This is a genomic window from Burkholderia guangdongensis, assembly GCF_013403875.1.
GTDB classification, from domain to species: Bacteria; Pseudomonadota; Gammaproteobacteria; order Burkholderiales; family Burkholderiaceae; genus Burkholderia; species Burkholderia guangdongensis.
In genome coordinates this window covers 1-23,917 of record NZ_JACBNX010000001.1, presented here as the reverse complement: position 1 = coordinate 23,917, position 23,917 = coordinate 1, and the positions used below count along the sequence as shown (strand labels likewise).

Here is a 23,917-nt window from a genome sequence, read left to right as displayed (position 1 = left end):
GTTTCGTTGGTCGTGGATAACGCTCAGTGGCCCGCGCCGCCGAGCACGGCCGCGATCGACGCGGCGACATGGTCGACGTTCGCGTCGTTCAGGCCCGCGATGCACATGCGGCCCGAGCGCAGCAGATAGACGCCGTGCTCGGTGCGCAGCCGGTCGACGTCGGCCGCGCCAATACCGGTATAGCTGAACATCCCGCGCTGCGTGACGAGCGCGTCGAACGCGCGGCCCGGCAGCTGCGCGTCGAGCCGCGTCTTCAGCGCGCCGCGCATCCGCTTGATCCGCTCGCGCACGCCGGCGACCTCGTTTTCCCACTGCGCGCGCAGCGTGTCGTCGTTCAGCACGGTCGCGACGAGTTGCGCGCCGAACAGCGGCGGGCTCGAGTACGTGCGGCGCACGCCGGCCTGAAGCTGGCTCAGCACGGTCGCCGAAGCACTCGCGCTCGCGCAGACGACCGATAGCCCGCCGACGCGCTCGCCATACAGCGAGAAATTCTTCGAGAACGAATTGCTGACGATCACCGGCAGGCCCGCGTCCGTCATCGCGCGCACCGCCCACGCGTCTTCGGCCAGGCCGTCGCCGAAGCCCTGGTACGCCATGTCGAGGAACGGAATCAGCCCGCGGCGCTGGCAGACGTCGATCACGTCGCGCCACGTGTCACGGGTGAGGTCGATGCCGGTCGGGTTGTGACAGCACGGCTGCAGCAGCACGACGCTGCGCGCGGGCAGCGCGTCGAACGCCGCGAGCATCGCATCGACGCGCACGCCGTTCGTCTGCGCGTCGTAGTACGGATACGTGTGCACGTCGAGCCCCGCCGCGCTGAAGATCACGCGATGGTTGTCCCACGTCGGATCGCTGATCCAGATCGCGCTATCCGGGAAGTAGCGCTTGACGAACTCGGCGCCGAGCCGGAGCGCGCCGGAGCCGCCGAGCGTCTGCAGCGTCGCGATGCGGCCTTCGGCGAGCGCCGCGCAGTCCGCGCCGAATACGAGGCGCTGCAGCCCCTGCCGATACGCGGCGAGACCTTCCATCGGCAGATACGTGTGCGGCGCATCGGCCTCGCGCACGCGGTCGGCCGCGATGCGCGTGCTGCCGAGCACCGGAATCCTGCCCGCATCGTCGTAGTAGAGGCCGATGCTGAGGTTCACCTTGCTCGGATGCGCGTCGCGCTGGAAGTCTTGAAACAGGGACAGGATCGGGTCGCCCGGATAGGCAGGAATGTGGTCGTACATGGCGTCTGGCGGTTCGAGGGTTGTGATAAACCGCATGTTATCGAGGATGAAATAGAATGAGCTTCATATTTCACGGACAAAATGCGCCGTACGCAGTAGAGTCTGCGATAAATCGCCTTCAATTCCACGGAATCTTCGACATGACTCTCGACCGCACCGACATGCGGATCCTGCGGCACCTCGAGCAGGACGGACGCATCAGCAATCAGGATCTCGCGAACGCGGTCGCGCTGTCGCCGTCCGCGTGCCTGCGCCGCGTGAAGCTGCTCGAGGAGCGCGGCGTGATCGAAGGATATCGCTGCACGATTTCGCCGAAGAACGTCGGCGTCGCATTCGAGGCGCTCGTGCAGGTGTCGATGCGCCCGGACGTGCCCGAGTGGCACGACAGCTTCGTCGCCGCGATTCAGTCGTGGCCGGAGGTGGTGTCCGCGCAGATCGTCACCGGCGCGTCGAATTACGTGCTGACCGTGCGCACGCGCGATCTCGATCACTACTCGGATTTCGTGATCCACAAGCTGCACCGCGCGAGCGGCGTGATGGCGATCAACTCGAGCATCGTGCTGACGACGCTCAAGCGCGACGGATCGATTCTCGATCTGGTCGAGCCGTCCGCCGGCGGGCACGGCGGGTAACGCCCGGGGGAGGTCAGAACTCCATATCGAGCTCGTCGATGTCTTCCTGCTCCGCCTTCGCGGCGTCGATCCACTCGGCGACGAACGGCTGCGCGAGCACGCGCATGCAGTATTCGGCGATGTCCGGCTCGAGCTTCACGTCGTAGGTCAGAAAGCGCGTGACGACGGGCGCGTACATCGCGTCCGCCATGCCAATGATGTCGCCGAACAGCCACGGGCCGCCGTAGCGCGCGAGGCAATCGCGCCAGATCGTCACGATCCGCTCGATGTCGTGCTGCGCGCGCGACCAGATCCGGAAGTTCGGGAAATGCGCGCGCAGATTCATCGGCAGCGCCGAACGCAGCGCGCTGAAGCCCGAGTGCATCTCGCCGCAGATCGACCGGCAATGCGCGCGCGCGTGGCGCTCGTGCGGCAGCAGGTGCGCGTCCGGGCGGATCTCGTTCAGATACTCGGCGATCGCGAGCGTGTCCCACACCTTGATCCCGTCGTGCGTCAGGCACGGCACCAGAATCGACGGCGACAGCAGCAGCAGCTCCGCGCGCGACGCCGCATCGATCGGCACGCTGACGGTCTCGAACGCCAGGCCGCTCAGCTTGCCGAGCAGCCAGCCCCGCAGCGACCACGACGAATAATTCCGGCTGCTGATCGTCAGCGTCGTTTCGTCTGCTGATTGCATGTCGTTCCCCTTGCGGATGTCCGGCTGTGCCTCGCACCAATGCGGCGCGCGCGGTGCCGGGCGCGCACCTCGGCGGTGCGGCTTGCCCGACGATGCGGCACGGCATGGTGCGACACCACGCCGGCCGCGCGCGCGAGACGGTCGCACCGGCACGCCGCGCGGCGCACGGGCGCGCAGCACGTGCGCCGCCGTTCGTATTTCGTGCAAGGCGCATGCCAGTGCGCCGACTGGCACACGGCCTGCTTGTGTTGGACGACGCGGCTCGACACGGAGCGGACACGATGAACATCCTGGCGTACCCCTTCTACGAGTGGTTCTCCGAATGCCTGCGGCCGGCACGCGCATGGGCGTCGTTCACGCGCGTCGCGCTGTCGCTGTGGCCGCCGTCGACGTCGGTTCCGGCTGGCCGCGCATTCGACGCGTGGTGCGAGCTGTTCGAATGCGGCGCGTTCTCTCACGCGCGTCCGCCGTTCGGCATCGACGCGGTCGACGTCGACGGCGAGAGCGTGGCGGTGATCGAGGAAGTGGCGACGCGCACGCCGTTCGGCACGCTGCTGCACTTCCGCAAGGCGCAGGCGCCCGCGCGAGAGCCGCGCGTGCTGATCGTCGCGCCGATGTCCGGCCACTTCGCGACGCTGCTGCGCGGCACGATTCGCACGATGCTCGCCGATCACGACGTCTATGTGACCGACTGGCACAACGCGCGCGACATCCCGCTCGTGGCCGGACGCTTCGGCTTCGACGAATACGTGACGCACGTGATCGACTTCATCCGCCACATCGGGCCGGACGCGCACGTGCTGGCGATCTGCCAGCCCACCGTCGCCGCGCTCGCGGCGGTGGCGCTGATGGCGGCCGACGGCGACCCCGCGCAGCCCGCGAGCCTCACCTTGATGGCGGGCCCGATCGACTGCCGCGTAAGCCCGACGAAGGTCAACGAGCTCGCGAACAGCCATCCGATCGACTGGTTCGCGAAACACCTGATCGGCGTCGTGCCGCCGGGGTTCTCCGGCGCGCAGCGGCGCGTGTACCCGGGCTTCGTGCAGGTCGGCGCGTTCATGTCGATGAATCCGGATCGCCACGCGACGTCGTTCTCGGATCTGTATTACGAACGCGCGAAAGGCGACCCCGGCAAGGCCGACGCGATCCGTCAGTTCTACGACGAATACTTCGCGACGGCCGACCTGACGGCCGAGTTCTATCTGGAGACGGTCGAGAAGGTGTTCCAGCAGTACGCGCTCGCGCGCGGCGAGCTGACGGTCGGCGGGCGGCTCGTCGAGCCGGCGGCGATCCATCGCACCGCGTTGCTGACCGTCGAAGGCGAGAAGGACGACATCTGCGCGGTCGGGCAGACGGTCGCCGCGCAGGAGCTGTGCTCGGGACTGCCGCCGTATCTGAAGACGCACCACGTGCAGACGGGCGCCGGCCACTACGGCGTGTTCAACGGCCACAAGTGGGAAACGCAGATCTATCCGCTCGTGCGCGCGACGATCCACGACAACGAGCCGTACGACATGACCGCCGCCGCGACGCGCGACGCGGCGAGCGCGCAGTGGGTCACGCTGCGCGCGCTGCTCGACGCGCGGATCGCGAGCGGCGCGGCGGCCCCTGCAGCCCCTGCAGCCGCGGCGATTGAGGGTTCAGGCGCACCGGCGTCGCGCTGATCGTGCGACGCCGGTGCTCCGGGCGCGACATCCGCCCGCTTACTTCAGCCGGCCCGACAGGAACTGCCCGAGCCGCTCGCTCTTCGGATTCACGAGGATGTCCTGCGGATTCCCTTCTTCCTCGATCCTGCCCTGATGCAGGAAGATCACGTGATTCGACACGTTGCGCGCGAAGCCCATCTCGTGCGTGACGACGACCATCGTCCGGCCTTCCTCGGCCAGTTTCTGCATCACCTTCAGCACTTCGCCGACGAGTTCCGGATCGAGCGCCGACGTCGGCTCGTCGAACAGCATCACTTCGGGCTCCATCGCGAGCGCACGCGCGATCGCGACGCGCTGCTGCTGGCCGCCCGACAGATGCGACGGATACATCGTCTCGACACGCGCCGGCAGCCCGACCTTCTCGAGATACTTGCGCGCGCGCGCCTGCGCTTCTTCCTTGCTCAAGCCCAGCACGCACATCGGTGCTTCGATGATGTTCTCCATCACCGTCATGTGCGCCCACAGGTTGAAATGCTGAAACACCATCGCGAGCTTCGTGCGCATGCGCTGAAGCTGCTTCTGGTCCGCGACGCGCAACGCGCCGTTCCTGTCGCGGGTCGTCTGGATCGCCTCGGCGCCGATCGTGATCTGCCCCGAGCACGGCTGCTCGAGGAAGTTGATGCAGCGCAGGAACGTGCTCTTGCCCGAGCCGCTCGACCCGATGATGCTGATCACGTCGCCGGCCTTCGCCTTCATCGAGACGCCTTTCAGCACCTCGTTGTCGCCGAACTTCTTGTGCAGATCCTCAACGATGAGCTTGTACATATGACTTCCTTGCGAATTCGATTAGTGGCTGCGACGCATTAGTGGCTGCGAGGCCCGAGGAACGCGAGCCAGCGCGACTCGAGCCGCCGGAACGCCCAGATCAGCGCGAACACGACCGACGCGTACAGCAGCGCCGCGATCCCGTACGCCTGAAACGACATATAGGTGGCCGAATTGACGTCGCGCGTGACCTTCAGGATGTCGGGCACGGTCGCGGTGAACGCGAGCGTCGTCGCATGCAGCATCAGGATCACTTCGTTGCTGTAGCTCGGCAGCGCGCGGCGCAGCGCCGACGGCAGGATGATGCGCCGGTACATCGTGAACTTCGACATCCCATACGCTTGCGCCGCCTCGATCTCGCCCGCCGACGTCGCCTTGATCGAACCCGCGAAGATCTCGGTCGCGTACGCGCATTCGTTCAGCACGAACGCGAGCAGCGTGCAGTTCATCGCGTCGCGGAAGAATTCGTTCAGGAGCGCGTGCTCGTGCACGAAGTGCAGGCTGTAGATGCCGGTGTAGCACATCAGCAGCTGCACGTAGAGCGGCGTGCCGCGGAACACATACGTGTAGAGCCACACCGGCCCCGACACCCAGCGGTTGCTCGACGCGCGCGCGATCGCGAGCGGTATCGCGAGCAGGAAGCCGAGCCCGATCGACACGACGAGCAGCCACAGCGTGATCGCGAGCCCGCTCAGCCGATAACCGTCGGAGTACAGATAGTTCTGCCAATACTGGCTGATGATCTCGATCACAGTGCAAGCCTCCGCACGCCGGCCGAATAGCGTTTTTCGAGGTGATGGAGCACGACGTTCGACACCGTCGTGATCACGAGATAGATCGCGCCCGCGACGAGCGTGAAGTAGAAGAACTCGAGCGAGGCCTTGCCTGCGTCCTGCGACGCCTTCACGACATCCGCAAGGCCGATGATCGACACGAGCGCGGTCGCCTTCACGAGCACCTGCCAGTTATTGCCGATGCCGGGCAACGCGAAGCGCATCATCTGCGGAAACAGGATGCGGCGGAACACGCGCCAGCCGCTCATCCCGAACGCGGCGCCGGCTTCGAGCTGGCCGCGCGGCACCGCGAGGAACGCGCCGCGGAACGTCTCGGTGAAGTACGCACCGTAGATGAAGCCGAGCGTCACGACGCCCGCGGCGAACGGATCGATATCGATCTGGTCGAGGCCGAGCAGATCGGTGAAATGGTTGAGGAGAATCTGCATCCCGTAGAACAGCAACAGCATCAGGACGAGATCGGGCACGGCGCGAATCAGCGTCGTGTAGCAGGTGCCGATCGCCGCGAGCACACGGTTCGTCGACAGTTTCGCGGCCGCGCCGGCGAGCCCGAGCACGAGCGACGCGGCGAGCGACAGCACCGCGAGCTGCACGGTCTGGAGCGTGCCGGCCCATAGCAGCGGGCCAAATCCCTGGAAGATCATGTCAGTACATCCAATGAGGCGCGGCGCGCGCGTTCAGGCACGCGCCGCGATTGCGATCAGTTGCCGTAGACGTCGAACGCGAAGTACTTCTTCTCGAGCTTCTGGTACGTGCCGTCCTTCAGCATCCCGGCGATCGCGCCGTCGAGCTTCTGCTTCAGGTCGGCGTCGTCCTTGCGCAGACCGATGCCGGCGCCGGAGCCGAGCGTCTTCGGATCGTTGATATCGCCGCCCGCGAACTGGAAGCCCGCGCCGCGCGGCGACTTCAGGAAGCCGATGTCGGCCTGCACCGCGTCCTGCAGCGCCGCGTCGAGACGGCCCGAGATCAGATCCGAGTACACCTGGTCCTGGTTCTGGTAAGGCACGATCTGCACGCCCTTCGGCGCCCAGTACGTCTTCGCGTAGGTTTCCTGAATGGTCCCCTGCTCGACGCCCACCGTCTTGCCCTTCAGCGAGTCGGCCGTCGGCAGCAGGCTCGTGCCCTTCTTCGCGACGAGGCGCGTCGGCGTGTTGAACAGCTTGTTCGAGAACGCGATCTGCTCTTCGCGCTGCGGCGTCATCGACATCGACGACAGCACGCCGTCGAACTTCTTCGCCTTCAGCGCGGGGATCATCCCGTCGAAGTCATTCTCGACCCACACGCACTTCGCGTTCAGGCGCTTGCAGATTTCGGTGCCGAGGTCGATATCGAAGCCGACGAGCTTGCCGTCCGGCGCCTTCGATTCGAACGGCGCATAGCTGGCGTCGACGCCGAAGCGGATCGTCGACCAATCCTTGGCATGGGCGCCGACGGCGAGGCAGGCAAGGGCAAGACTGAGCGCGAGTTTTTTCATGACATTCCTGTAATTGACGATCGGGATCGGACCGCGAGCGCAGTCCGGCGCCCGCCCAACCTGTGCGCCGCGCTGGCGTCACCCAAGTTGTACATACAACTTTGCCTTGCGCGCCCGTCGCCGGCAATACGTGTTTCTCTCTAATTGTCGGACGTTTGTATTCGTGAAACGTAAATTTCCTTATTTTTCAATTAATTATTGATTACATCCGGATGAAGATTGGCTTTCTATTCGGGCATCGGAGCATTTTCACGTTCCGCAAACCTGTCTAGACTTGGCGCACCGCGATGGCGCGCACGACACGCCGCCCCCACTGGAACGACAACCACGCAATGACCACACCGATCTATCAGGAAATCAAGGACTTCATCCTCGCGCGGATTCACGCCGGGGAATGGTCGGAAGGCGATCAGGTGCCGTCTGAGAACGAGCTCGCGCGCGAATTCAACGTGGCGCGGATGACGGTCAACCGCGCGCTGCGCGAGCTGACGGCCGAGCAGGTGCTGACCCGCACGCGCGGCGCGGGCACGTTCGTCGCGCAGCCGAAGTACGAATCGACGCTGGTCGCGATCCGCAGCATCTCGGACGAAATCGTCGCGCGCGACCATCGCTATCACGCGCAGGTGCTGGAGGTCGGCGCGGCGGTCGCCGACGCGAAGCTCGCGGACGAGATGCAGCTCGGCGCCGGCAGCCCGATCTTCCATTCGCGCGTGCTGCATTTCGAGAACGACACGCCGGTGCAGTTCGAGGAGCGCTGGGTGAATCCGGACGTCGCGCCGGAATACGCGCTGCAGGACTTCACCGCGACGACGCCGAACCAGTACCTGATGCGCGTCGCGCCGCTGCAGCGCGTCGAATACCGGATCGAGGCCGCGATGCCCGACGAGGACACGCGCCGGCTGCTGAAGATGGACGAGCGCGAGCCGTGCCTGATGCTGCATCGGCGGACGTGGTCGCAGGGCCTCGTCGCGTCGACGGTGAATCTGTGGCATCCGGGAAGCCGCTACCGGTTTACCGGACACTTTTGAGAAACGTCTCCACCGTCAGCAGCACCCGATCGGGATGCTCGCGATGCGGCACGTGCCCGCAATCGCGGACGATCTCGACCGTCGCCGTCCCGCCGACCCGCGCCGCGATCCGCTCCGGATGCACCAGCGAGCCGTATTCGTCGTGCTCGCCGTGAATCGCGAGCACCGGGCACCGCACGTTCGCCAGCACATCGTCGAGATGCCAGTCCCGGAATGCCGGCGCGAGCCACGTGTCGACCCACGCGCCGAGCACCCATTCCGCCTTGTCGCCGTGATAGCGCGCGAGCCGCTCGATCTGCCCCGGCTCGGCGAACGCCCGCTGCGCGTCGCGGATACCGTCGAGCGTGCGATCCTCGACGAACGCCTGCGCCGACTCGGTCACGAGCGCGCGGCACGCGTGCTGAAACCGCGCCGCGCACGCGACCGCCATTCCGCCGCCGACGCTGTGCCCGAACGCGACGAACGCGTCGATGCCCATCCGCGCGCACACCGCGGCGAACGCATGGTCCGCCTCGTCGCGCACGAACGTCGTCTCCAGCCCGCCCGAATGCCGATCGGACCGGCCGAACCCGAGCCGGTCGTACGCGATCACGTCGCGCCCGGTCGCTTGCGCCAGTCGCGCCGGAAAATCGCGCCACAGCGCGACGCAGCCGAGCGAATCGTGCAGCAGCACGATCGGGCACCGCGCATCGCCGGCCGCCGGCGTCGCGCGCCAGCGTTTCGCGTAGAGACGCCCGTGAGGCGTGTCGATCCAGGTTTCGTCGGTTGCGGGTGTCGTCATCGGGAATCGTCGGGCATCGTCGTCCAGGTGGAAATTCGCCGCGCTCAGCTTACCGTCTCCGGCACGTCGATCGTCGCCGGCGCCCCGCCGCGCGTCGCGTCGCGATGCGCGGCGATCCACGGCGCGATCTCCATCTCATCGTAGCGGACGAAGCGCCCGCCGCGCACGAGCCGATAGCCGGCCCACACCGCGAGGAACAGCGGAATGCCGACATAGGTCGCGAGCACGCCGACCCAGTCGATCCGGTTCGCGAGGAATGCCTGATAGTCCTGCCCGAGCGCGATCACGACGCACAGCCCGAACGCGAAGATCGGCCCGTACGGAAAGAGCGGCGACGCATACGGCAGCTGCACGACCGAGTAGCCCTGCGCGACGAAGCCCTTGCGGAACCGGTAGTGGCTGACCGCGATGCCGAGCCACGCGATGAAGCCCGTCATCCCCGACGTGTTCAGCAGCCACAGATAGACCGTCTTGTCGCCGTACAGCGACGTCAGGAAGCACAGCGCGCCGACCGCGGTCGTCGCGAACAGCGCGTTGCGCGGCACGCCGCCCGGCGACAGCTTCGCGAACAGCTTCGGCGCACGGCCTTCGGTCGCGAGCGTGTAGAGCATCCGCGTCGACGCGTACATCCCCGAGTTCCCCGCCGACAGCACCGCGGTCAGGATCACCGCGTTCATCACGCCCGCCGCGAACGCGAGGCCCGCGTGGCGGAACACGAGCGTGAACGGGCTCACGCCGATATCGGTCACGTCGCTCTTCAGCAGGTTCGGGTCCGTATACGGAATCAGCACGCCGATCACGAAGATCGCGAGCACGTAGAACAGCAGGATTCGCCAGAAGATCTGCTTGACCGCGCGCGGAATCGTCTTACGCGGATTTTCCGATTCGCCGGCCGCGATGCCGATCAGCTCGGTGCCCTGGAACGAAAAGCCGGCGATCATCGCGACGCCCATCATCGCGGGCAGACCGCCCGCGAACGGCGCGTCGCCGATCGTCAGGTTGTGCCAGCCGTTGGCCGGCGCGCCCTTCATGATCCCGAAGATCATCAGCAGGCCGACGCCGATGAACGCGAGCACCGTGACGACCTTGATCAGCGCGAACCAGTATTCGGCCTCGCCGAAGCCGCGCACGGTCAGCGCGTTCAATAGGAACATCACCGCGAGGAACGCCGCGCTCCACCAGAGCCCGGGCACGTGCGGGAACCAGTAGTTCATCACGAGCTGCGCGGCGACCAGTTCGACGGCGATCGTCACCGCCCAGTTGTACCAGTAGTTCCAGCCGAGCGCGAAGCCGAAGCCCTCGTCGACGTACTTCGCGCCGTAGGTCGCGAACGAGCCCGACACCGGCATGAACGCGGCCATCTCGCCGAGGCTCGTCATCAGGCAGTAGACCATCACGCCGATCAGCAGATACGCGAGCATCGCGCCGCCGGGGCCGGCCTGCGAAATCGACGCGCCGGACGCGACGAACAGGCCCGTGCCGATCGAGCCGCCGATGGCGATCATCGTCAGGTGGCGCGCCTTCAGCGCGCGATGCAGCCGGGGAGAATCCGGGGAGGAGGAATCGGGAAAGTCGGGAGTCGGATGTGCGGACATAAACGGGACGAACGGGAAAGCGGGCCGCTGCGGCCCGCGCGGATTCTACCCGAATCGCCGACGCGCGCCGCCGGATGACACATCGCGCCCGCCACCGTCGTCGCGAAAAATTGACCGGTCCCGATCGTGCGCCGGCTCGTTCCGGTCACTTCCCGGTCACTTCCCGGTCACTATTACGCACGCCGCGCGCCTGCGTAACAAATCGTAACAATGCGCCCGCGCAACCGGGGGCAGATGCCCGACATACCGGAATCGGATCGCGACAATTCGCGTGATAATGACGCTCTTTCCAATCGGCTCGCCGCACAAGACCGAAGAACGAAACGACAGAACGCATCGCGCCCACCGCCCCGCTCCCGACAGGATGATGTTCAACCCGCTGCCTCAGGCCCTGCGCCACCAGTTCTCCGCGATCATCGCGCGGACGCTGTCGCCGCGCGGCGTGATCGTATCGGGCCTCGTGCTGACCCTGTTCGGCTGGACGCTGTGCGCGTCGGTGCTGATCGAATCCCGGCGCGACGCGTACAACCACGCGGTCGAGAACGCGCGGAACCTGATGCTGCTGATCGAGCGCGACATCGCGCGCAACATCGAGCTCTACGACCTGTCGCTGCAGAACGTCGTCGACGGCATCGCCGACCCCGACGCGATGGCGCTGCCCCCGCGGCTGCGCGACCAGGTGCTGTTCGACCGCGCGGCGAACGGCAAGTATCTCGGCTCGATCTTCGTGATGAACGAACACGGCGCAATCACGATCGACTCCGGCGCGACGCCGCCGCGACGCGGAAACTTCGCCGATCGCGACTACTTCGCGATCCACCGCGACGGCCACTTCCACGGCCTCTACATCAGCCGGCCCTACGCATCGCGGCTGCGCAACGGCGCGCTGACGATCGCGCTCAGCCGCCGCATCACGCGGCCGGACGGCTCGTTCGGCGGGGTCGTCGTCGGCACGCTCAGCATCGACTACTTCCGCGCGCTGCTGCACGGGATCGCGGTCGGCAGGCAAGGCACCGCCGCGATCCTCGAGGACAACGGCACCGTCGTCTGCCGGCTGCCGTTCGATCCGCGGATGGTCGGCCGCGACGTGCACACGTCGCCGCTGTTCACGCAGTCGATGGCGCAGCGCGAAGGCGTGCTCGCGGGCGCGGCCGCGATCGACGGCGTGCGGCGCATCTACGTGTACCGGCATCTGGCCGACCTGCCGCTCAGCGTCGACGTCGCGCCGGCCGAAAGCGACGTCTACGCGCCGTGGCAGACGCGCGCGGCGTGGTTCGCCGTGCTGATGGGCATCTTCAGCGCGATCGTCATGACGGGCACGCTGCTGCTGTCGCACGAGCTGCGGCGACGGCAGCTCGCGGAATCGCAGCTCTACCGCCTCGCGCACACCGACGCGCTGACCGGGCTCGACAACCGCGGCCGCTTCGACACGGTGATCGACCGCGAGACGCGGCGCGCGAACCGGAACGGCAAGCCGCTGTCGATGCTGTTCGTCGACGTCGATCACTTCAAGGCGTACAACGACTACTACGGCCACCCGGCCGGCGATGACGTGCTGCGCGCGGTCGCTCAACGCGCGTCGCGCTGCCTGCAGCGGCCGGGCGATCACGTCGCGCGCTACGGCGGCGAGGAATTCGTCGTCACGCTGCCGGACACCGACGCGCAAGGCGCGGCGAACGTCGCGGAGGCGATCCGGCGCGCGATCGCCGGGCTCGGGATCGATCACGCGCGCAGTCCGTACAGCCACGTGACCGTCAGCATCGGCGTCGCGACGCATGAAGCTCACGCGCCGATCGACGCGGCCACGCTCGTCAAGCGGGCCGACGACGCGCTCTACCGCGCGAAATCGGGCGGCCGCAACCGGATCTGCGAAGACGGCGCCCGCTACGAAAGCGCCGCGTGACACGGCCCTCTCTCCCCGACGCCATGACCACCACGCTTTCATCCCGACTGCCGCCGTTCGTGCGCCACGCGCTTCGTCCGCTGCTCGACCCGTACCGCCGCTACCGGCACGCGAAGCTGATCCACGCGGCGCGCGTGTCGCTCGCCGTGCTCGCGTCGATCGCGCTGTCGACGGGCCTGCGGATCCCGCACGGCGAATGGTCGACGATCACGGTGCTGGTCGTCGTCGGCGGCCTCCAGCATCACGGCAACATCCGCAAGAAGTCCGCCGAGCGCGCGCTCGGCACGTCGTTCGGCGCGCTCGCCGGGCTCGCGCTGATCCTGCTCGAGTCGGCCGTCCATCTGCCGCTGCTGACGTATCTCGTGATGGCGGCCGCGTGCGGCGTGTGCGCATACCACGCGATCGGCAAGGCCGGCTACACCGCGCTGCTGTCGGCGATCACGATGGTGATCGTCGCCGGGCACGGCAACGCGGAGATCGTCGACGGCCTGTGGCGCACGGTGAACGTGCTCGTCGGCATCGCGATCGCGCTTGCGTTCTCGTTCGCGCTGCCGCTCTATGCGACCTACTCGTGGCGCTACGCGCTCGCCAACGCGCTGCGCGGCTGCGCGGCCGTGCACGCGCGGATCGCCGGCGACCGGCACGTCGGCGACGACGCGCATCTGAAGGACATGGCCGCGATCAGCAAGCGGCTCGTGCAGATGCGCTCGCTGATGCCGTCGGTGTCGAAGGAATGCGATCTGCCGATGGCGCAGCTCGAGGCGATCCAGCGCAACCTGCGGCTCGTGATCAGCTACCTCGAAATTCTCGCGAGCGCGCAGCCGGCGAGCGACGACGCGGCCGGCCGCGCATTCGTGCGCGGCGCGCTAGCCGACCAGAACCGGCGGATCCGCGGCATGCTCGCCGGCGCGAGCCGCGCGCTGAAGGCCGGCTCGCCGGGCCGGCTCGCACGGCGCCCAAGCCGGCCGGGCGACGCCGATGCCGGCACGGCCGCCGGCGGTGCGCTGTCCGGTGGCGCGCTGTCCGGCGGTGCACTGTCCGGCGGCGCGCCGGCCGCCGGCACTCTGTCCGCGGGCGCACCGTCCGCTGCCGTGCCGCACGCCGGCGTGCCCGCGCATCTATCCGGCTACGTGTCGATCTCCGCGAAGCTCGTCGACGAGATCGATCAGCTTCGCGAGCGGCTGCTCGACACCGCGCGCTCGTGGAACATCTGACGCGCGCGGCCGCCGCGCCGCCGCGCGCGCGCATTCAGGTAAAATCGCCGCACGCGAAAGCACCTCCCGGACTCCCTCTCCAACGGTAATACCTATGAGCACGATTCTTGAAAGTCTCCCGACCGGCCAGAAAGTCGGCATCGCGTTCTCCGGCGGCCTCGACACCAGCGCCGCGCTGCACTGGATGAAGCTGAAGGGCGCCGTGCCGTACGCGTACACCGCGAACCTCGGCCAGCCCGACGAGGACGACTACGATTCGATCCCGAAGCGCGCGATCTCGTACGGCGCGGCGGGCGCGCGGCTGATCGACTGCCGCGCGCAGCTCGTCGCGGAAGGGATCGCGGCACTGCAAGCCGGCGCGTTCCACGTGTCGACGGCCGGCCTCACGTACTTCAACACGACGCCGATCGGCCGCGCGGTCACGGGCACGATGCTCGTCGCCGCGATGAAGGAAGACGGCGTGAACATCTGGGGCGACGGCAGCACGTACAAGGGCAACGACATCGAGCGCTTCTACCGCTACGGCCTGCTCGTGAACCCGGACCTGAAGATCTACAAGCCGTGGCTCGACCAGCAGTTCATCGACGAGCTCGGCGGCCGCTCGGAGATGTCGGAGTTCATGCGCCAGTCGGGCTTCGAATACAAGATGTCGGCCGAGAAGGCGTACTCGACCGACTCGAACCTGCTCGGCGCGACGCATGAAGCGAAGGATCTGGAGAGCCTCGAGAGCGGGATCAAGATCGTGAACCCGATCATGGGCGTCGCGTTCTGGCGCGACGACGTGAAGATCGACGCCGAGCAGGTGACGGTCCGCTTCGAGAACGGCCAGCCGGTCGCGCTGAACGGCCAGACCTTCCCGGATGCGGTCGAGCTGCTGCTCGAGGCGAACCGGATCGGCGGCCGCCACGGGCTCGGGATGAGCGACCAGATCGAGAACCGGATCATCGAGGCGAAAAGCCGCGGCATCTACGAAGCCCCGGGGCTCGCGCTGCTGTTCATCGCGTACGAACGCCTCGTGACCGGCATCCACAACGAGGACACGATCGAGCAATACCGCGACAACGGCCGCCGCCTCGGCCGCCTGCTGTATCAGGGCCGCTGGTTCGACCCGCAGGCGATCATGCTGCGCGAGACCGCGCAGCGCTGGGTCGCGCGCGCGATCACCGGCGAAGTGACGATCGAGCTGCGCCGCGGCAACGACTATTCGCTCCTGAGCACGAAGTCGCCGAACCTCACGTATCAGCCGGAGCGCCTGTCGATGGAGAAGGTCGCGTCGACGTTCTCGCCGCGCGACCGGATCGGCCAGCTGACGATGCGCAACCTCGACATCACCGACACGCGCGACAAGCTGCGCGTCTACACGCAAGCCGGGCTGCTGACGCCGAGCGAATCGTCGGCGCTGCCGCAGATCAAGAGCGACGATCGGTAAGCGGCGCGCACACGGCCGGATCGGGCGGTTATTGGAGGATCACGGCTGACGCCCGTCTGGCGCATTCACCGAAGGCTCGGTCCAGCTACTTGACTCTGGCCGTTGCGTGATGCGCTCGACGGGCGTGTTCGCTTGCGTGGCGATGAGTTCGCAGATGAGGCTCGCAAAGGGCTCGACGTTCTGATACGTACTCGCCTGCTCGAGCGCGGCAAGGTAGGCCTGCCTCGACTGAACCGTCACGATTGTCCACGGGTAGCCCCCAGTGGTCAGCATGAAATTCATGATGAAGCGCGACAGCCGGCCGTTGCCGTCCATGTACGGGTGGATGAATACGAAGATGAAATGACCCAGCACGGCCCGAACGCCCGGATGCCCCTCCTCCTCGAGCAGTTCCATCAGCGCGGGCATGCAGTCGCGCACAGCGTCGGGCGCTGGCGGCACGTGCAGTGCGTTGCGGATGAAGACCTGGGTATTCCGGTAGCCCGCCAGGTCTCCGACCTTGAGAAGGCCCGCTTGCACGCTGGGCGAGAAGAGCGTCAGATACCACTGGAAGAAGTCCGCGCCGAAAGCATCGGCTGGCCGCTCACCGTCCCGTACCACGCGACCGATGAGCGCCTTGACGTGCGCATGGGTCTCGGCATATCCCTTCGCTGCCATGGCATCGCGGGTCTGCCGGTCCTCTGGATGGGTCTCCGGGTTCCATTGCCCCGTGCGAACCTTTTCTATCAGCGCTGCACTGACCCGATAACCCTCGATGGACAGCGAGTGATACGCATCCGCCACGTACCGGGCCATGATGTCGGATATCAGTGCATCTGCGTCGGCCGGCACGGAGCGCGGCACGGTCTCAAACAAACGGATGACTGTCTCGCGCATCGCGGACCACATGGCCCGGATGCGCATCACGTACGGAGACACGTTTCGGCCACCGCGAATCTGCGCGAGCGGCCGCTGGAACGGATTGTCGATATTCACGTTGAAATCAGCGGCCCGCATGGTGAGGAGCAACTGGTTGGCTTCAGCCGCACGCCCCACCGCCTGAAGCGCACCTGCCAGCCGCCCCGCCACCACACTGTGGCCACCTGCGAGAAGTGCTTCGACGAGCTGCGTAATGTCGACCTGCCGCACGGCAATCTGTGCGGCCATCTCGTGCTGCGCGAAAAACGTTGGGCTTACCCGTATCAACGCCTCCGGCAAAGGCATGAGCAGCATTCCACTGGCGTCCGGCACACGCGTTGACGCCAGTTGCGTGGCGGAAACGCGGTAGAAGAAGATGGAGCAGTCAAAGGGCAGCGATTGCGGCTGATTGTCTGCAGACGGCGCCTGAATCTGCAGTTGCTTCGCGATGCTGGTGTGACCGCTATGCTTCAGCACCGACAGTTCGGCACCGAGTTGCCAGTCCCGACCAAAGCGGGACTTGGCATAGGCCGCCACGAACCCCTCCATGTTCGCGTACCAGTGCGTGGAGTCACCATCCACGTCTTCGGGGTTGTTGGCGAGATACCACCCCTTGATGACCAGCTTCAGAAAACCCGCCTTGAGAAGCCGCTCCCGATGAACGCGCGTGAGGGCTGGCAGCTCGGACGCCCGAAATACCCTCATGCCCTTATCTTGCAGGGCCTTCAGTACCTGTAGCGATTCGGCGAGTTTTTCGTGAGGAGAAGCCATGGTTTGAGCATTTCACTAGAATAGTGCCTCACTATATCACTAGAATTATGCTCGACTATTTCACTAGAATAGTGCTTCGCTATCTCACTAGAATCCTGCTTCCCCGCCCCGTTACGCGCTCTGGGTAAGCCTTCGCCGCGGCTCCCACCTTTCTGAAAGTTCAGCCCTTCTCCTGCCGCGCGATCAGATGCGACAGATCGATCGTCGCGCGATCGCCGTTCGCGACCAGCCGATCCACGACCGAGCACAGCACGCGGAATTCGGTTTTCGTCACGCCTTCGAACAGCACGTTGTTGATCCGCTGCTGCGTCAGCGCGAGTTCCTTCAGGAGCTTCGAGCCCGCCGACGTCACGGTCAGCCGCATCTTGCGCTTGTCGCCCGGATGCGCGCGCTTGTCGATCAGGCCGAGCTTCTTCAGCTTGCCGGTTTCGATCGTCACGAACGCGCCGCTCAGATGCAGGTGATCGGCGAGGCGGTTGACGGTCACGTCGTCGTCGTGCGACAGATGCGCGACCGAGATCAGCAGCGAATACTGGATGCCGGTCAGCCCGATCAGCGAGCCGAAGCCGTCGCGCACCGACAGCAGCCGCGCCGCGAACGGCAGCAGCCCGTTGATCAGATGCCGGAACTCGGTATCCTCGCCATCGACCAGGCACGCGGGATGGGTGATCGTCAGGACATGTTCTTCGGGCTGCTTCGCCATGACATCCGTGCTCCCGGCTGGTGTGCGTAGTTGAATTCGACGCGAGATTATACGGCGGCAGGGCGAGCGCCAGCCCTGCCCGTCACGCGCCCCGACCTCCGACCGGTGCCGTGGCAATCGCCCCGATCACACTGTTCCGCACGAATAAACGCTAAGCTGACGCACTTCCGAAATTCATACGAAACCTGAGAGATCGACTTGAAATGAGCGCACGTTCCTTTCTTGCCGCGTTGCCATTGCTGACGATCCTGCCCGGCGTGCCGTCTCCGGCTCACGCTGAAGGCACACAGCTGATTTCCGGTATCTACGAGCTTTCGCCTCGCACTTCCGATGACGGCGTCGCGCTACCCGGACGCAAGCTGTTCCTGGCGGTCACCGACACCAGTATCACGGGCTATTACGACAACCCTTCTCCGGGGCCGAAAAAAGCGGGCGTCGACGACACATGCCGTTTCTTTCTGCAGGGAAACACGGACGACAAGCTGTCGCCGAACCGGATCGAGTTGTTTCCCGAAACCTGGGATACGAAGAACACCTCCCATCCACCCGGCACTATCGTTCTCGAAAAGCGAAAGGACGGCACGTGGCGCGTCACGCCGGAATATCACGACGTCGTCTATACGGGCCCGTTGGAGCACTGCCCGAGACCTTCGATCGTCCGGGGCGACATTCTGAGGCTCGTCTCCGCACGCCCCTGGAGCATCATCGGCTCCCTAATGAATGCCAAGGTCGCACTTTATTCGGAGCCCGCGGACGACAAAATGACCAAAGCGTATCTGATCGAGCACGACCCGGTCGCGATCCAGGCCCGCAGGATGGGCTGGATGCAAATCGACTACATCGGCAAGGACCATGAGCTGATCCGATGGATGAAGAACACCGCTGTCGTGTACTACAACCTGGGGCTCGGAGACGGAGACGGAAGCGGCTGACGGGCGCGCCGCCCACCCCGGGCAGCCGGCGCGCCGCGCGCGGTCAACGATCCGCCCGCAACGTCCCAAGCAGCACCCGCCGGCAACTGCGGATCATCTGCTCCTCCGGATCGCGATAGCCGGTCAGCAGCCAGGCGGCGCCGACGTTCGTCATCGCGCCGATCAACGCGAGCCCGATCAGCCGCCGATCGACGCGCTCGGCGTCCGTCGCCGCGTCGCCCGGCGCGCCGATCGCGACCAGCTGCCTGCCGAACCCGACGAGCACGCGCTGGTACGTCGCGTCGGTTTCCGCGCTCACGCCCATCACTTCGAGCAGCAGCACGCGCGCCGCGTGCGGATCGCGCAGAAACCCGAAGAACGCGCGCAGCCCCGCGTCGATGCGCGCGTCCAGGCCCGTGCACGCTTCGGCGCCCCGCTCGATCGCGAGCCTCAACTGCTCCGCATGATGCAGATACGTCGCGCGCAGCAGATCCTCGATGCCGTCGAACGCCGCATAAAAATAGCGATCGTTCAGCTTCGCCTCCTGGCAGATCGACCGCACGGTCGCCTTGCGGAACCCCACCGTGCCGAATACGCGCGTCGCCGCGCGAATCAGCGCGTCGCGCCGCTCCGCCGCCCGCGCCTCGGGCGCCACGCCGCCGTACGGCCGACCCCGCTTGTCCGTCTTGTCCGTTTCGAGAATGTTCTCCATCCCGCTATTTGACATCAGAACGCGTCGAACCTAAAGTGGTGACGATCAACACCAAATTTAGACGCGCCGGCGGCGCTTCGCAAGCGAGAACGGGAGGGACAGCGGATGAACGGATTTTCCGGCAAGGTCGCCGCCATGACCGGCGCAGGCTCAGGCACGCCGCACGCGCGCGCCTTCGACCAGTCGGCCCCAGCGGGCCGCGCCGATGCCGCTGACTCCGCTGACTCCGATCTCGACGTGCTGATCGTCGGCGCCGGGCTGTCGGGCGTCGGCGCCGCGTATCACCTGGGCAAGCGCTGCCCGCGCGCGCGCGTCGCGATCCTCGAGAGCCGCACGACGATGGGCGGCACCTGGGATCTGTTCCGCTATCCCGGCATCCGCTCGGACTCCGACATGTTCACGCTCGGCTACAGCTTCCGTCCGTGGCACAGCGACAAGGCGATCTCCGACGGCCAGACGATCCTCGACTACATCCAGGACACCGCGCGCACGTACGGCATCGACAAGTCGATCCGCTACGGGCACAAGGTCGTTGCCGCCGACTGGGACTCGAACCGCGCGCGCTGGACCGTGCGCGTCGAGCGCACCGACGGCGACCAGGTCGAAACCTGCGTGATGACCTGCCGCTTCCTGTACATGTGCAGCGGCTACTACGACTACGACCGCGGTTATCTGCCCGACTGGGCCGACATGAACCGCTTCGAGGGCCGCGTCGTGCATCCGCAGCACTGGCCCGCGGATCTCGACTATTCGGACCGCCGCGTCGTCGTGATCGGCAGCGGCGCAACCGCGGTGACGCTCGTGCCGGCGATGGCCGGCACCGCGCGGCACGTGACGATGCTGCAGCGCTCGCCGACGTACATCGTGTCGCGCCCAGCGCGCGACGCGATCGCGAACTCGCTGCACCGCTGGCTGCCGTCGCGGCTCGCGCACCGGCTCGTGCGGATCAAGAACGTGCTGCTGACGATCTACTTCTACAACCTCGCGCGGCGCAAGCCGGAGGCGACCGCGAAGTTCATCGTCCGCGCGGCGGGCAGGCAGCTCGGCCCGGAATTCGACGTGAAGACGCACCTGACGCCGCGCTACAAGCCGTGGGACCAGCGCCTGTGCCTCGTGCCGGACGGCGACCTGTTCGGCGCGATCCGCGCGGGCCAGGCCTCGATCGTCACCGACGAGATCGAGCGCTTCACGCCGACCGGCCTCGCGCTGAAGAGTGGCCGGCAGCTCGACGCGGACGTGATCGTCACCGCGACCGGCCTCAAGGTGCAACTGCTCGGCGGCGCGACGATGACCGTCGACGGCAAGCCGGTCGAGCTGCCTCGGACTGTGTCGTACAAGGGGATGATGTACAGCGACGTGCCGAACCTCGCGTCGTCGTTCGGCTACACGAACGCGTCGTGGACGCTGAAGGCCGAGCTGATCGCGCGCTACGTGTGCCGGCTGCTGAACCATATGCGCGCGAACGGCTACGACACCTGCGTGCCGCGCCTCGGCGCCGGCGACCTCGGCGCCGAGCCGACGCTGAACCTGACCTCCGGCTACGTGCAGCGGGCGGCCGGCGAGTTGCCGAAACAGGGGCACCGGAAGCCGTGGAAGTTCCATCAGAACTACGTGCTCGATCTCGCGTCGCTGAAATTCGGTACGCTGACCGACGCCGCGATGCACTTCGAACGCCGCGCGAAGCCGGACGCGGCCCATACCGCCGACTCGGCCGGCGCGCCGGCGCGGCGGGCCGAGCTCGAAACGCGCTGAACACGCGGCTGAAAATGCGGCTGAACATGTCGCCGGGCAATCCGCCCGGAATCCTCGGAATCGCCAGGAAACGATGATGATCCACCTGATTCAGATCGTGCTGATCGCGATCGCCGCCGTGCTCGGGGCGCTCGCGCTGTTCACGGCGTACGTCGCCCGGCGCGTGGCGCGCGGATTTCCGCCGGACGGCCGCTTCGTCGACGTCGGCGACGACCGGATCCATTACGTCGAATACGGCAGCGGCCCGCCGATCGTGTTCGTGCACGGGCTCGGCGGACAGATGCGCAATTTCGCGTACCTGCCTCTGCAGCGGCTCGCCGAGCGGCATCGCGCGATCCTGATCGACCGGCCCGGCGCCGGGCACTCGGTCCGCGGCGCGCACTCGCAGGCGAACATCTTCGCGCAGGCGCGCACGGTCGCCGGCTTCATCGACGCGCTGAAGCTCGACAAGCCGGTGCTCGTCGGCCATTCGCTCGGCGGCGCGATCGCGCTCGCGGTCGGCCTCAATCATCCGGAACGCGTGTCGCGCCTCGCGCTGATCGCGCCGCTCTCGCATTTCGTCGACGCGGCGCCGGGGGCGTTCCGTGCTCTGCTGATTCCGTCGCGGGTCGTGCGCCGCTTCGTTTCGTGGACGTTCGCGATCCCGATGTCGATCCGGCACGGCGAGAAGATGCTCGCGGTCGTGTTCGGGCCCGAAGCGGCGCCGCGGGATTTCCCGGTCAAGGGCGGCGGGCTGCTCGGGATGCGGCCGGGCAGCTTCTTCGCGACGTCGTCGGACCTGATCGCGGCGCCGGACGACCTGCCCGCGATGGAACGCGGCTATCCGGGCCTGACGCTGCCGGTCGACGTGCTGTACGGCCGCGGCGACCAGATCCTGAACTGGAAGGTCCACGGCGAGGCGCTCGCGCGGAAGTCGCCGCGCGTGCGGCTGCGCGTCGTCGAAGGCGGGCACATGCTGCCGGTGACGATTCCGGACATCACGACCGAATGGCTCGCGGACATCGCGTCGGCGCCGGTCGACGCCGACGCCGCCGCGCCAGCCTCGCAGCCGGCGCGGGAATCGCGATAGTCAAAGATGCGCGGCGATAGGTCGGGATAGCCGGATGTATCGCCGGCACGGTCGACCGCGCGCTCAGGCCGCGTCGTCCGGCAGCGTCAGGCCGAGCTCCGCGATCACCTCGCGGGCGATCCGGAATGCGGCGACGGCCGCCGGCGCGCCCGCATAGAGCGCGCTGTGCAGCAGCACCTCGCGAATCTCGACGAGATTCGCGCCGTTGCTGATCGCGCCGCGCAGATGCCCCTTCAGCTCCGTCTCGCGGCCCAGCGCGGCCAGCATCGCGCACGTGCAGAGGCTGCGCGTCTTCAGGTCGATCCCGTCGCGCCGCCACGTGCTGCCCCACGCGTGCTCGTTCAGCCAGTCCTGCAGCGGCCGGGAGAAACCGTCGAGATCCCGCATCGCCCGTTCGACGAACGCGTCGCCCATCACCTGCGCGCGCCGTGCCTTGCCGTGCTCCTTGTCCTGCTCGCTCATATCGCTTCCTTTTCGTCAAAGTAGAACGCATCGGAAAAACATACCGGTGCTACGTAACGTTCCCGTATTCGTTACGGACCGCGCGGGAACATCACCGGGGCGGGGCCGACTACGCGCGACGGGTAGTCCGCGCGGGGCGCGCCAATGCCGGCGCAAACGATCCATCCGACGCGAATACGCGGGCCATTCCGGCATTGTTGACTATGGCGCAAGAATTGCTTCTCGAATATTACAAACACCCAACCCGAGAGACCATCATGCATGACCATTTCACTAAAAAAACCATCGCGCTCGCCATTTTCTCGCTGCTGACCGTGTACGGCTGCGGATCGATCGACAGTCCGTCGGAGCCGATCAAACCCAGCGGGGTGGGGACTTCCTCGAGTAGTTCGGGATCGTCGTCGTCCGGTGCCTCGCCCTCGGGCACGTCGTCGTCCGGCGGGTCGTCTTCGTCGTCATCCGGTACCACGTCGTCTTCGTCGTCATCCGGTACCACGTCGTCATCTTCTTCCGGCACGACGTCGTCCTCGTCGTCGGGCACCACGTCGTCGTCTTCTTCCGGCACGACGTCCTCCTCGTCGTCCGGCACCACGTCGTCGTCTTCTTCCGGCACGACGTCGTCCTCGTCGTCATCGTCCGGCCCGACGTCGTCGTCTTCGTCGTCGTCCTCCGGGCCGACCTCGTCGTCTTCGTCGTCTTCGTCGTCGTCCGGCGGGGTCTCGCCGCTCGGCAGCATCCTGCAGCAGGTCGGCACGCTCACCACCAACGTCGGCACCGCCGTCGTCGACGGCGGCGCCCAGGTCGGCAGCACCTCCGTGCCCGGCGCCAACGGCGCCACCACATCCGCGCTCGGCAACTCCGTCTCCGCGCTCGGCGCCGGCGTCCAGGCACTCGGCAACGGCATCTACTCCGGCCTCGGCAACATCGGCGTCGCCGCCAATCCCACCGCTCCCACGCTCTCCTCCACCACCGGCCTGCTCGGCGACGTCGGCGCGGCCGTCAACGACCTCGGCGTCGGCGTGACCAGCGCCGGCTCCGGTCAGTTGTCCCCGCTCGCACCGGTCACCACCACCGCCGGCGGCCTCCTCTCCACCGTCGGCAACGTCGTCCAGACCGCCGCCTCCGGCCTCAACGCCACGATCAGCAACACGCCTATCCTGCAGATCGAGACCCAGGCCAACAGCCTCATCAACCCGATCACCAACGCCCTCTCCAACACGACGCAGACCGGCGGCACCTCCACCGGCCTCGGCACCCCGGGCAACAATCTGCTGACCACCATCGGCCACGACCTCGGCATCGCCGGCGGGCAAATCGCCGGCACCACCGCCAACCCGGCCGGCACCGATCTCGGCAACGTCGTGACCCAGCTCGGCAATACCGTCACCAGCGTCGGCGGTCTCGTGAACGGCGG

The 23,917-nt window shown here is 66.8% G+C and carries 23 protein-coding genes; 10 read left to right on the top strand and 13 right to left on the bottom strand.

From position 1 onward, the window contains the following. Positions 1–23: 23 nt before the first annotated feature. On the bottom strand, positions 24–1,229 hold the full coding sequence (locus tag HZI36_RS00115; protein ID WP_179400579.1) for an amino acid aminotransferase: 1,206 nt from the start codon (positions 1,227–1,229) through the stop codon (positions 24–26). A 140-nt stretch (positions 1,230–1,369) separates the two neighbouring features. On the opposite strand from HZI36_RS00115, the gene HZI36_RS00110 reads away from it, so the two are divergent. Then, positions 1,370–1,861, top strand: coding sequence for an Lrp/AsnC family transcriptional regulator (locus tag HZI36_RS00110; RefSeq protein ID WP_179400578.1), 492 nt, complete (start codon positions 1,370–1,372; stop codon positions 1,859–1,861). A gap of 13 nt (positions 1,862–1,874) precedes the next feature. Here the strand turns inward: HZI36_RS00110 and HZI36_RS00105 are convergent, their stop codons facing one another. Beyond that, on the bottom strand, positions 1,875–2,537 hold the full coding sequence (locus HZI36_RS00105; RefSeq protein WP_179400577.1) for a glutathione S-transferase family protein: 663 nt from the start codon (positions 2,535–2,537) through the stop codon (positions 1,875–1,877). Positions 2,538–2,818: 281 nt separating this feature from the next. Here HZI36_RS00105 and HZI36_RS00100 point away from each other — a divergent pair, with 281 nt between their 5' ends. After that, positions 2,819–4,201, top strand: coding sequence for a polyhydroxyalkanoate depolymerase (locus HZI36_RS00100; protein ID WP_179400576.1), 1,383 nt, complete (start codon positions 2,819–2,821; stop codon positions 4,199–4,201). Between the two features lie 39 nt (positions 4,202–4,240). Here HZI36_RS00100 and HZI36_RS00095 read toward each other — a convergent pair whose 3' ends face one another. From HZI36_RS00095 to HZI36_RS00080, 4 genes are read right to left on the bottom strand one after another with little or no spacing between them, the layout of a single operon-like run. After that, the gene (locus HZI36_RS00095; protein WP_179400575.1) at positions 4,241–5,008 is read right to left on the bottom strand and encodes an ABC transporter ATP-binding protein; all 768 of its coding nucleotides are present in this window, start codon (positions 5,006–5,008) and stop codon (positions 4,241–4,243) included. A gap of 38 nt (positions 5,009–5,046) precedes the next feature. Continuing rightward, on the bottom strand, positions 5,047–5,760 hold the full coding sequence (locus tag HZI36_RS00090) for a histidine ABC transporter permease HisM (RefSeq protein ID WP_179400574.1): 714 nt from the start codon (positions 5,758–5,760) through the stop codon (positions 5,047–5,049). Next, positions 5,757–6,446, bottom strand: coding sequence for an ABC transporter permease (locus HZI36_RS00085; protein ID WP_179400573.1), 690 nt, complete (start codon positions 6,444–6,446; stop codon positions 5,757–5,759). Before HZI36_RS00085 ends, HZI36_RS00090 begins: the two co-directional genes overlap by 4 nt. Positions 6,447–6,502: 56 nt before the next feature. Then, positions 6,503–7,276: an ABC transporter substrate-binding protein gene (locus HZI36_RS00080; protein WP_179400572.1), complete on the bottom strand. Its 774-nt coding sequence runs from the start codon at positions 7,274–7,276 to the stop codon at positions 6,503–6,505. A gap of 332 nt (positions 7,277–7,608) precedes the next feature. Here HZI36_RS00080 and hutC point away from each other — a divergent pair, with 332 nt between their 5' ends. After that, the gene (gene hutC, locus HZI36_RS00075; protein WP_179400571.1) at positions 7,609–8,304 is read left to right on the top strand and encodes a histidine utilization transcriptional repressor HutC; all 696 of its coding nucleotides are present in this window, start codon (positions 7,609–7,611) and stop codon (positions 8,302–8,304) included. On the opposite strand, the gene HZI36_RS00070 is transcribed toward hutC, so the two are convergent. Together HZI36_RS00070 and HZI36_RS00065 are read right to left on the bottom strand one after the other, a co-directional pair. Beyond that, positions 8,288–9,085: an alpha/beta fold hydrolase gene (locus tag HZI36_RS00070; protein ID WP_179400570.1), complete on the bottom strand. Its 798-nt coding sequence runs from the start codon at positions 9,083–9,085 to the stop codon at positions 8,288–8,290. The genes hutC and HZI36_RS00070 overlap by 17 nt on opposite strands. Positions 9,086–9,129: 44 nt before the next feature. Beyond that, on the bottom strand, positions 9,130–10,680 hold the full coding sequence (locus HZI36_RS00065; RefSeq protein ID WP_179400569.1) for an amino acid permease: 1,551 nt from the start codon (positions 10,678–10,680) through the stop codon (positions 9,130–9,132). A gap of 364 nt (positions 10,681–11,044) precedes the next feature. On the opposite strand from HZI36_RS00065, the gene HZI36_RS00060 reads away from it, so the two are divergent. The 3 genes from HZI36_RS00060 to argG all read left to right on the top strand — a co-directional run bounded on the left by HZI36_RS00060 (position 11,045) and on the right by argG (position 15,226). Continuing rightward, entirely contained in the window at positions 11,045–12,583 is a 1,539-nt protein-coding gene (locus tag HZI36_RS00060) for a sensor domain-containing diguanylate cyclase (RefSeq protein WP_179400568.1), read from the top strand. A gap of 23 nt (positions 12,584–12,606) precedes the next feature. Then, the gene (locus HZI36_RS00055; RefSeq protein WP_218883523.1) at positions 12,607–13,797 is read left to right on the top strand and encodes an FUSC family protein; all 1,191 of its coding nucleotides are present in this window, start codon (positions 12,607–12,609) and stop codon (positions 13,795–13,797) included. A gap of 94 nt (positions 13,798–13,891) precedes the next feature. After that, entirely contained in the window at positions 13,892–15,226 is a 1,335-nt protein-coding gene (gene argG / locus HZI36_RS00050) for an argininosuccinate synthase (protein WP_179400567.1), read from the top strand. Positions 15,227–15,265: 39 nt separating this feature from the next. Here the strand turns inward: argG and HZI36_RS00045 are convergent, their stop codons facing one another. Both HZI36_RS00045 and HZI36_RS00040 read right to left on the bottom strand, forming a co-directional pair. After that, positions 15,266–16,894, bottom strand: coding sequence for a Fic family protein (locus tag HZI36_RS00045; RefSeq protein ID WP_179400566.1), 1,629 nt, complete (start codon positions 16,892–16,894; stop codon positions 15,266–15,268). A gap of 160 nt (positions 16,895–17,054) precedes the next feature. Continuing rightward, positions 17,055–17,597 carry a MarR family winged helix-turn-helix transcriptional regulator gene (locus HZI36_RS00040; RefSeq protein WP_179400565.1) on the bottom strand — a complete coding sequence of 181 codons (543 nt, stop codon included), beginning with the start codon at positions 17,595–17,597 and terminating at the stop codon, positions 17,055–17,057. A gap of 203 nt (positions 17,598–17,800) precedes the next feature. Between HZI36_RS00040 and HZI36_RS00035 the strand changes: the two genes are divergently transcribed. Continuing rightward, positions 17,801–18,529 carry a hypothetical protein gene (locus HZI36_RS00035; RefSeq protein ID WP_179400564.1) on the top strand — a complete coding sequence of 243 codons (729 nt, stop codon included), beginning with the start codon at positions 17,801–17,803 and terminating at the stop codon, positions 18,527–18,529. A 43-nt stretch (positions 18,530–18,572) separates the two neighbouring features. Here the strand turns inward: HZI36_RS00035 and HZI36_RS00030 are convergent, their stop codons facing one another. Beyond that, complete coding sequence (locus HZI36_RS00030) at positions 18,573–19,235, bottom strand: TetR/AcrR family transcriptional regulator (protein ID WP_179400563.1); 663 nt, start codon at positions 19,233–19,235, stop codon at positions 18,573–18,575. A gap of 120 nt (positions 19,236–19,355) precedes the next feature. Here HZI36_RS00030 and HZI36_RS00025 point away from each other — a divergent pair, with 120 nt between their 5' ends. Both HZI36_RS00025 and HZI36_RS00020 read left to right on the top strand, forming a co-directional pair. Then, positions 19,356–20,972, top strand: a complete 1,617-nt coding sequence (locus HZI36_RS00025; protein WP_179401027.1) for a flavin-containing monooxygenase — start codon at positions 19,356–19,358, stop codon at positions 20,970–20,972. Positions 20,973–21,045: 73 nt separating this feature from the next. Next, positions 21,046–22,041 (top strand): alpha/beta fold hydrolase, encoded by a 996-nt coding sequence (locus HZI36_RS00020; protein WP_179400562.1) that lies wholly within the window; start codon positions 21,046–21,048, stop codon positions 22,039–22,041. Between the two features lie 63 nt (positions 22,042–22,104). Here HZI36_RS00020 and HZI36_RS00015 read toward each other — a convergent pair whose 3' ends face one another. Together HZI36_RS00015 and HZI36_RS27315 are read right to left on the bottom strand one after the other, a co-directional pair. Continuing rightward, on the bottom strand, positions 22,105–22,503 hold the full coding sequence (locus HZI36_RS00015) for a carboxymuconolactone decarboxylase family protein (protein ID WP_179400561.1): 399 nt from the start codon (positions 22,501–22,503) through the stop codon (positions 22,105–22,107). Between the two features lie 229 nt (positions 22,504–22,732). After that, complete coding sequence (locus HZI36_RS27315) at positions 22,733–23,344, bottom strand: hypothetical protein (protein WP_179400560.1); 612 nt, start codon at positions 23,342–23,344, stop codon at positions 22,733–22,735. Between HZI36_RS27315 and HZI36_RS27310 the strand changes: the two genes are divergently transcribed. Further along, the coding region (locus tag HZI36_RS27310; RefSeq protein WP_179400559.1) for a collagen-like triple helix repeat-containing protein at positions 23,319–23,917 on the top strand (599 nt) is incomplete at its 3' end. The two genes, HZI36_RS27315 and HZI36_RS27310, sit on opposite strands and share 26 nt — an antisense overlap.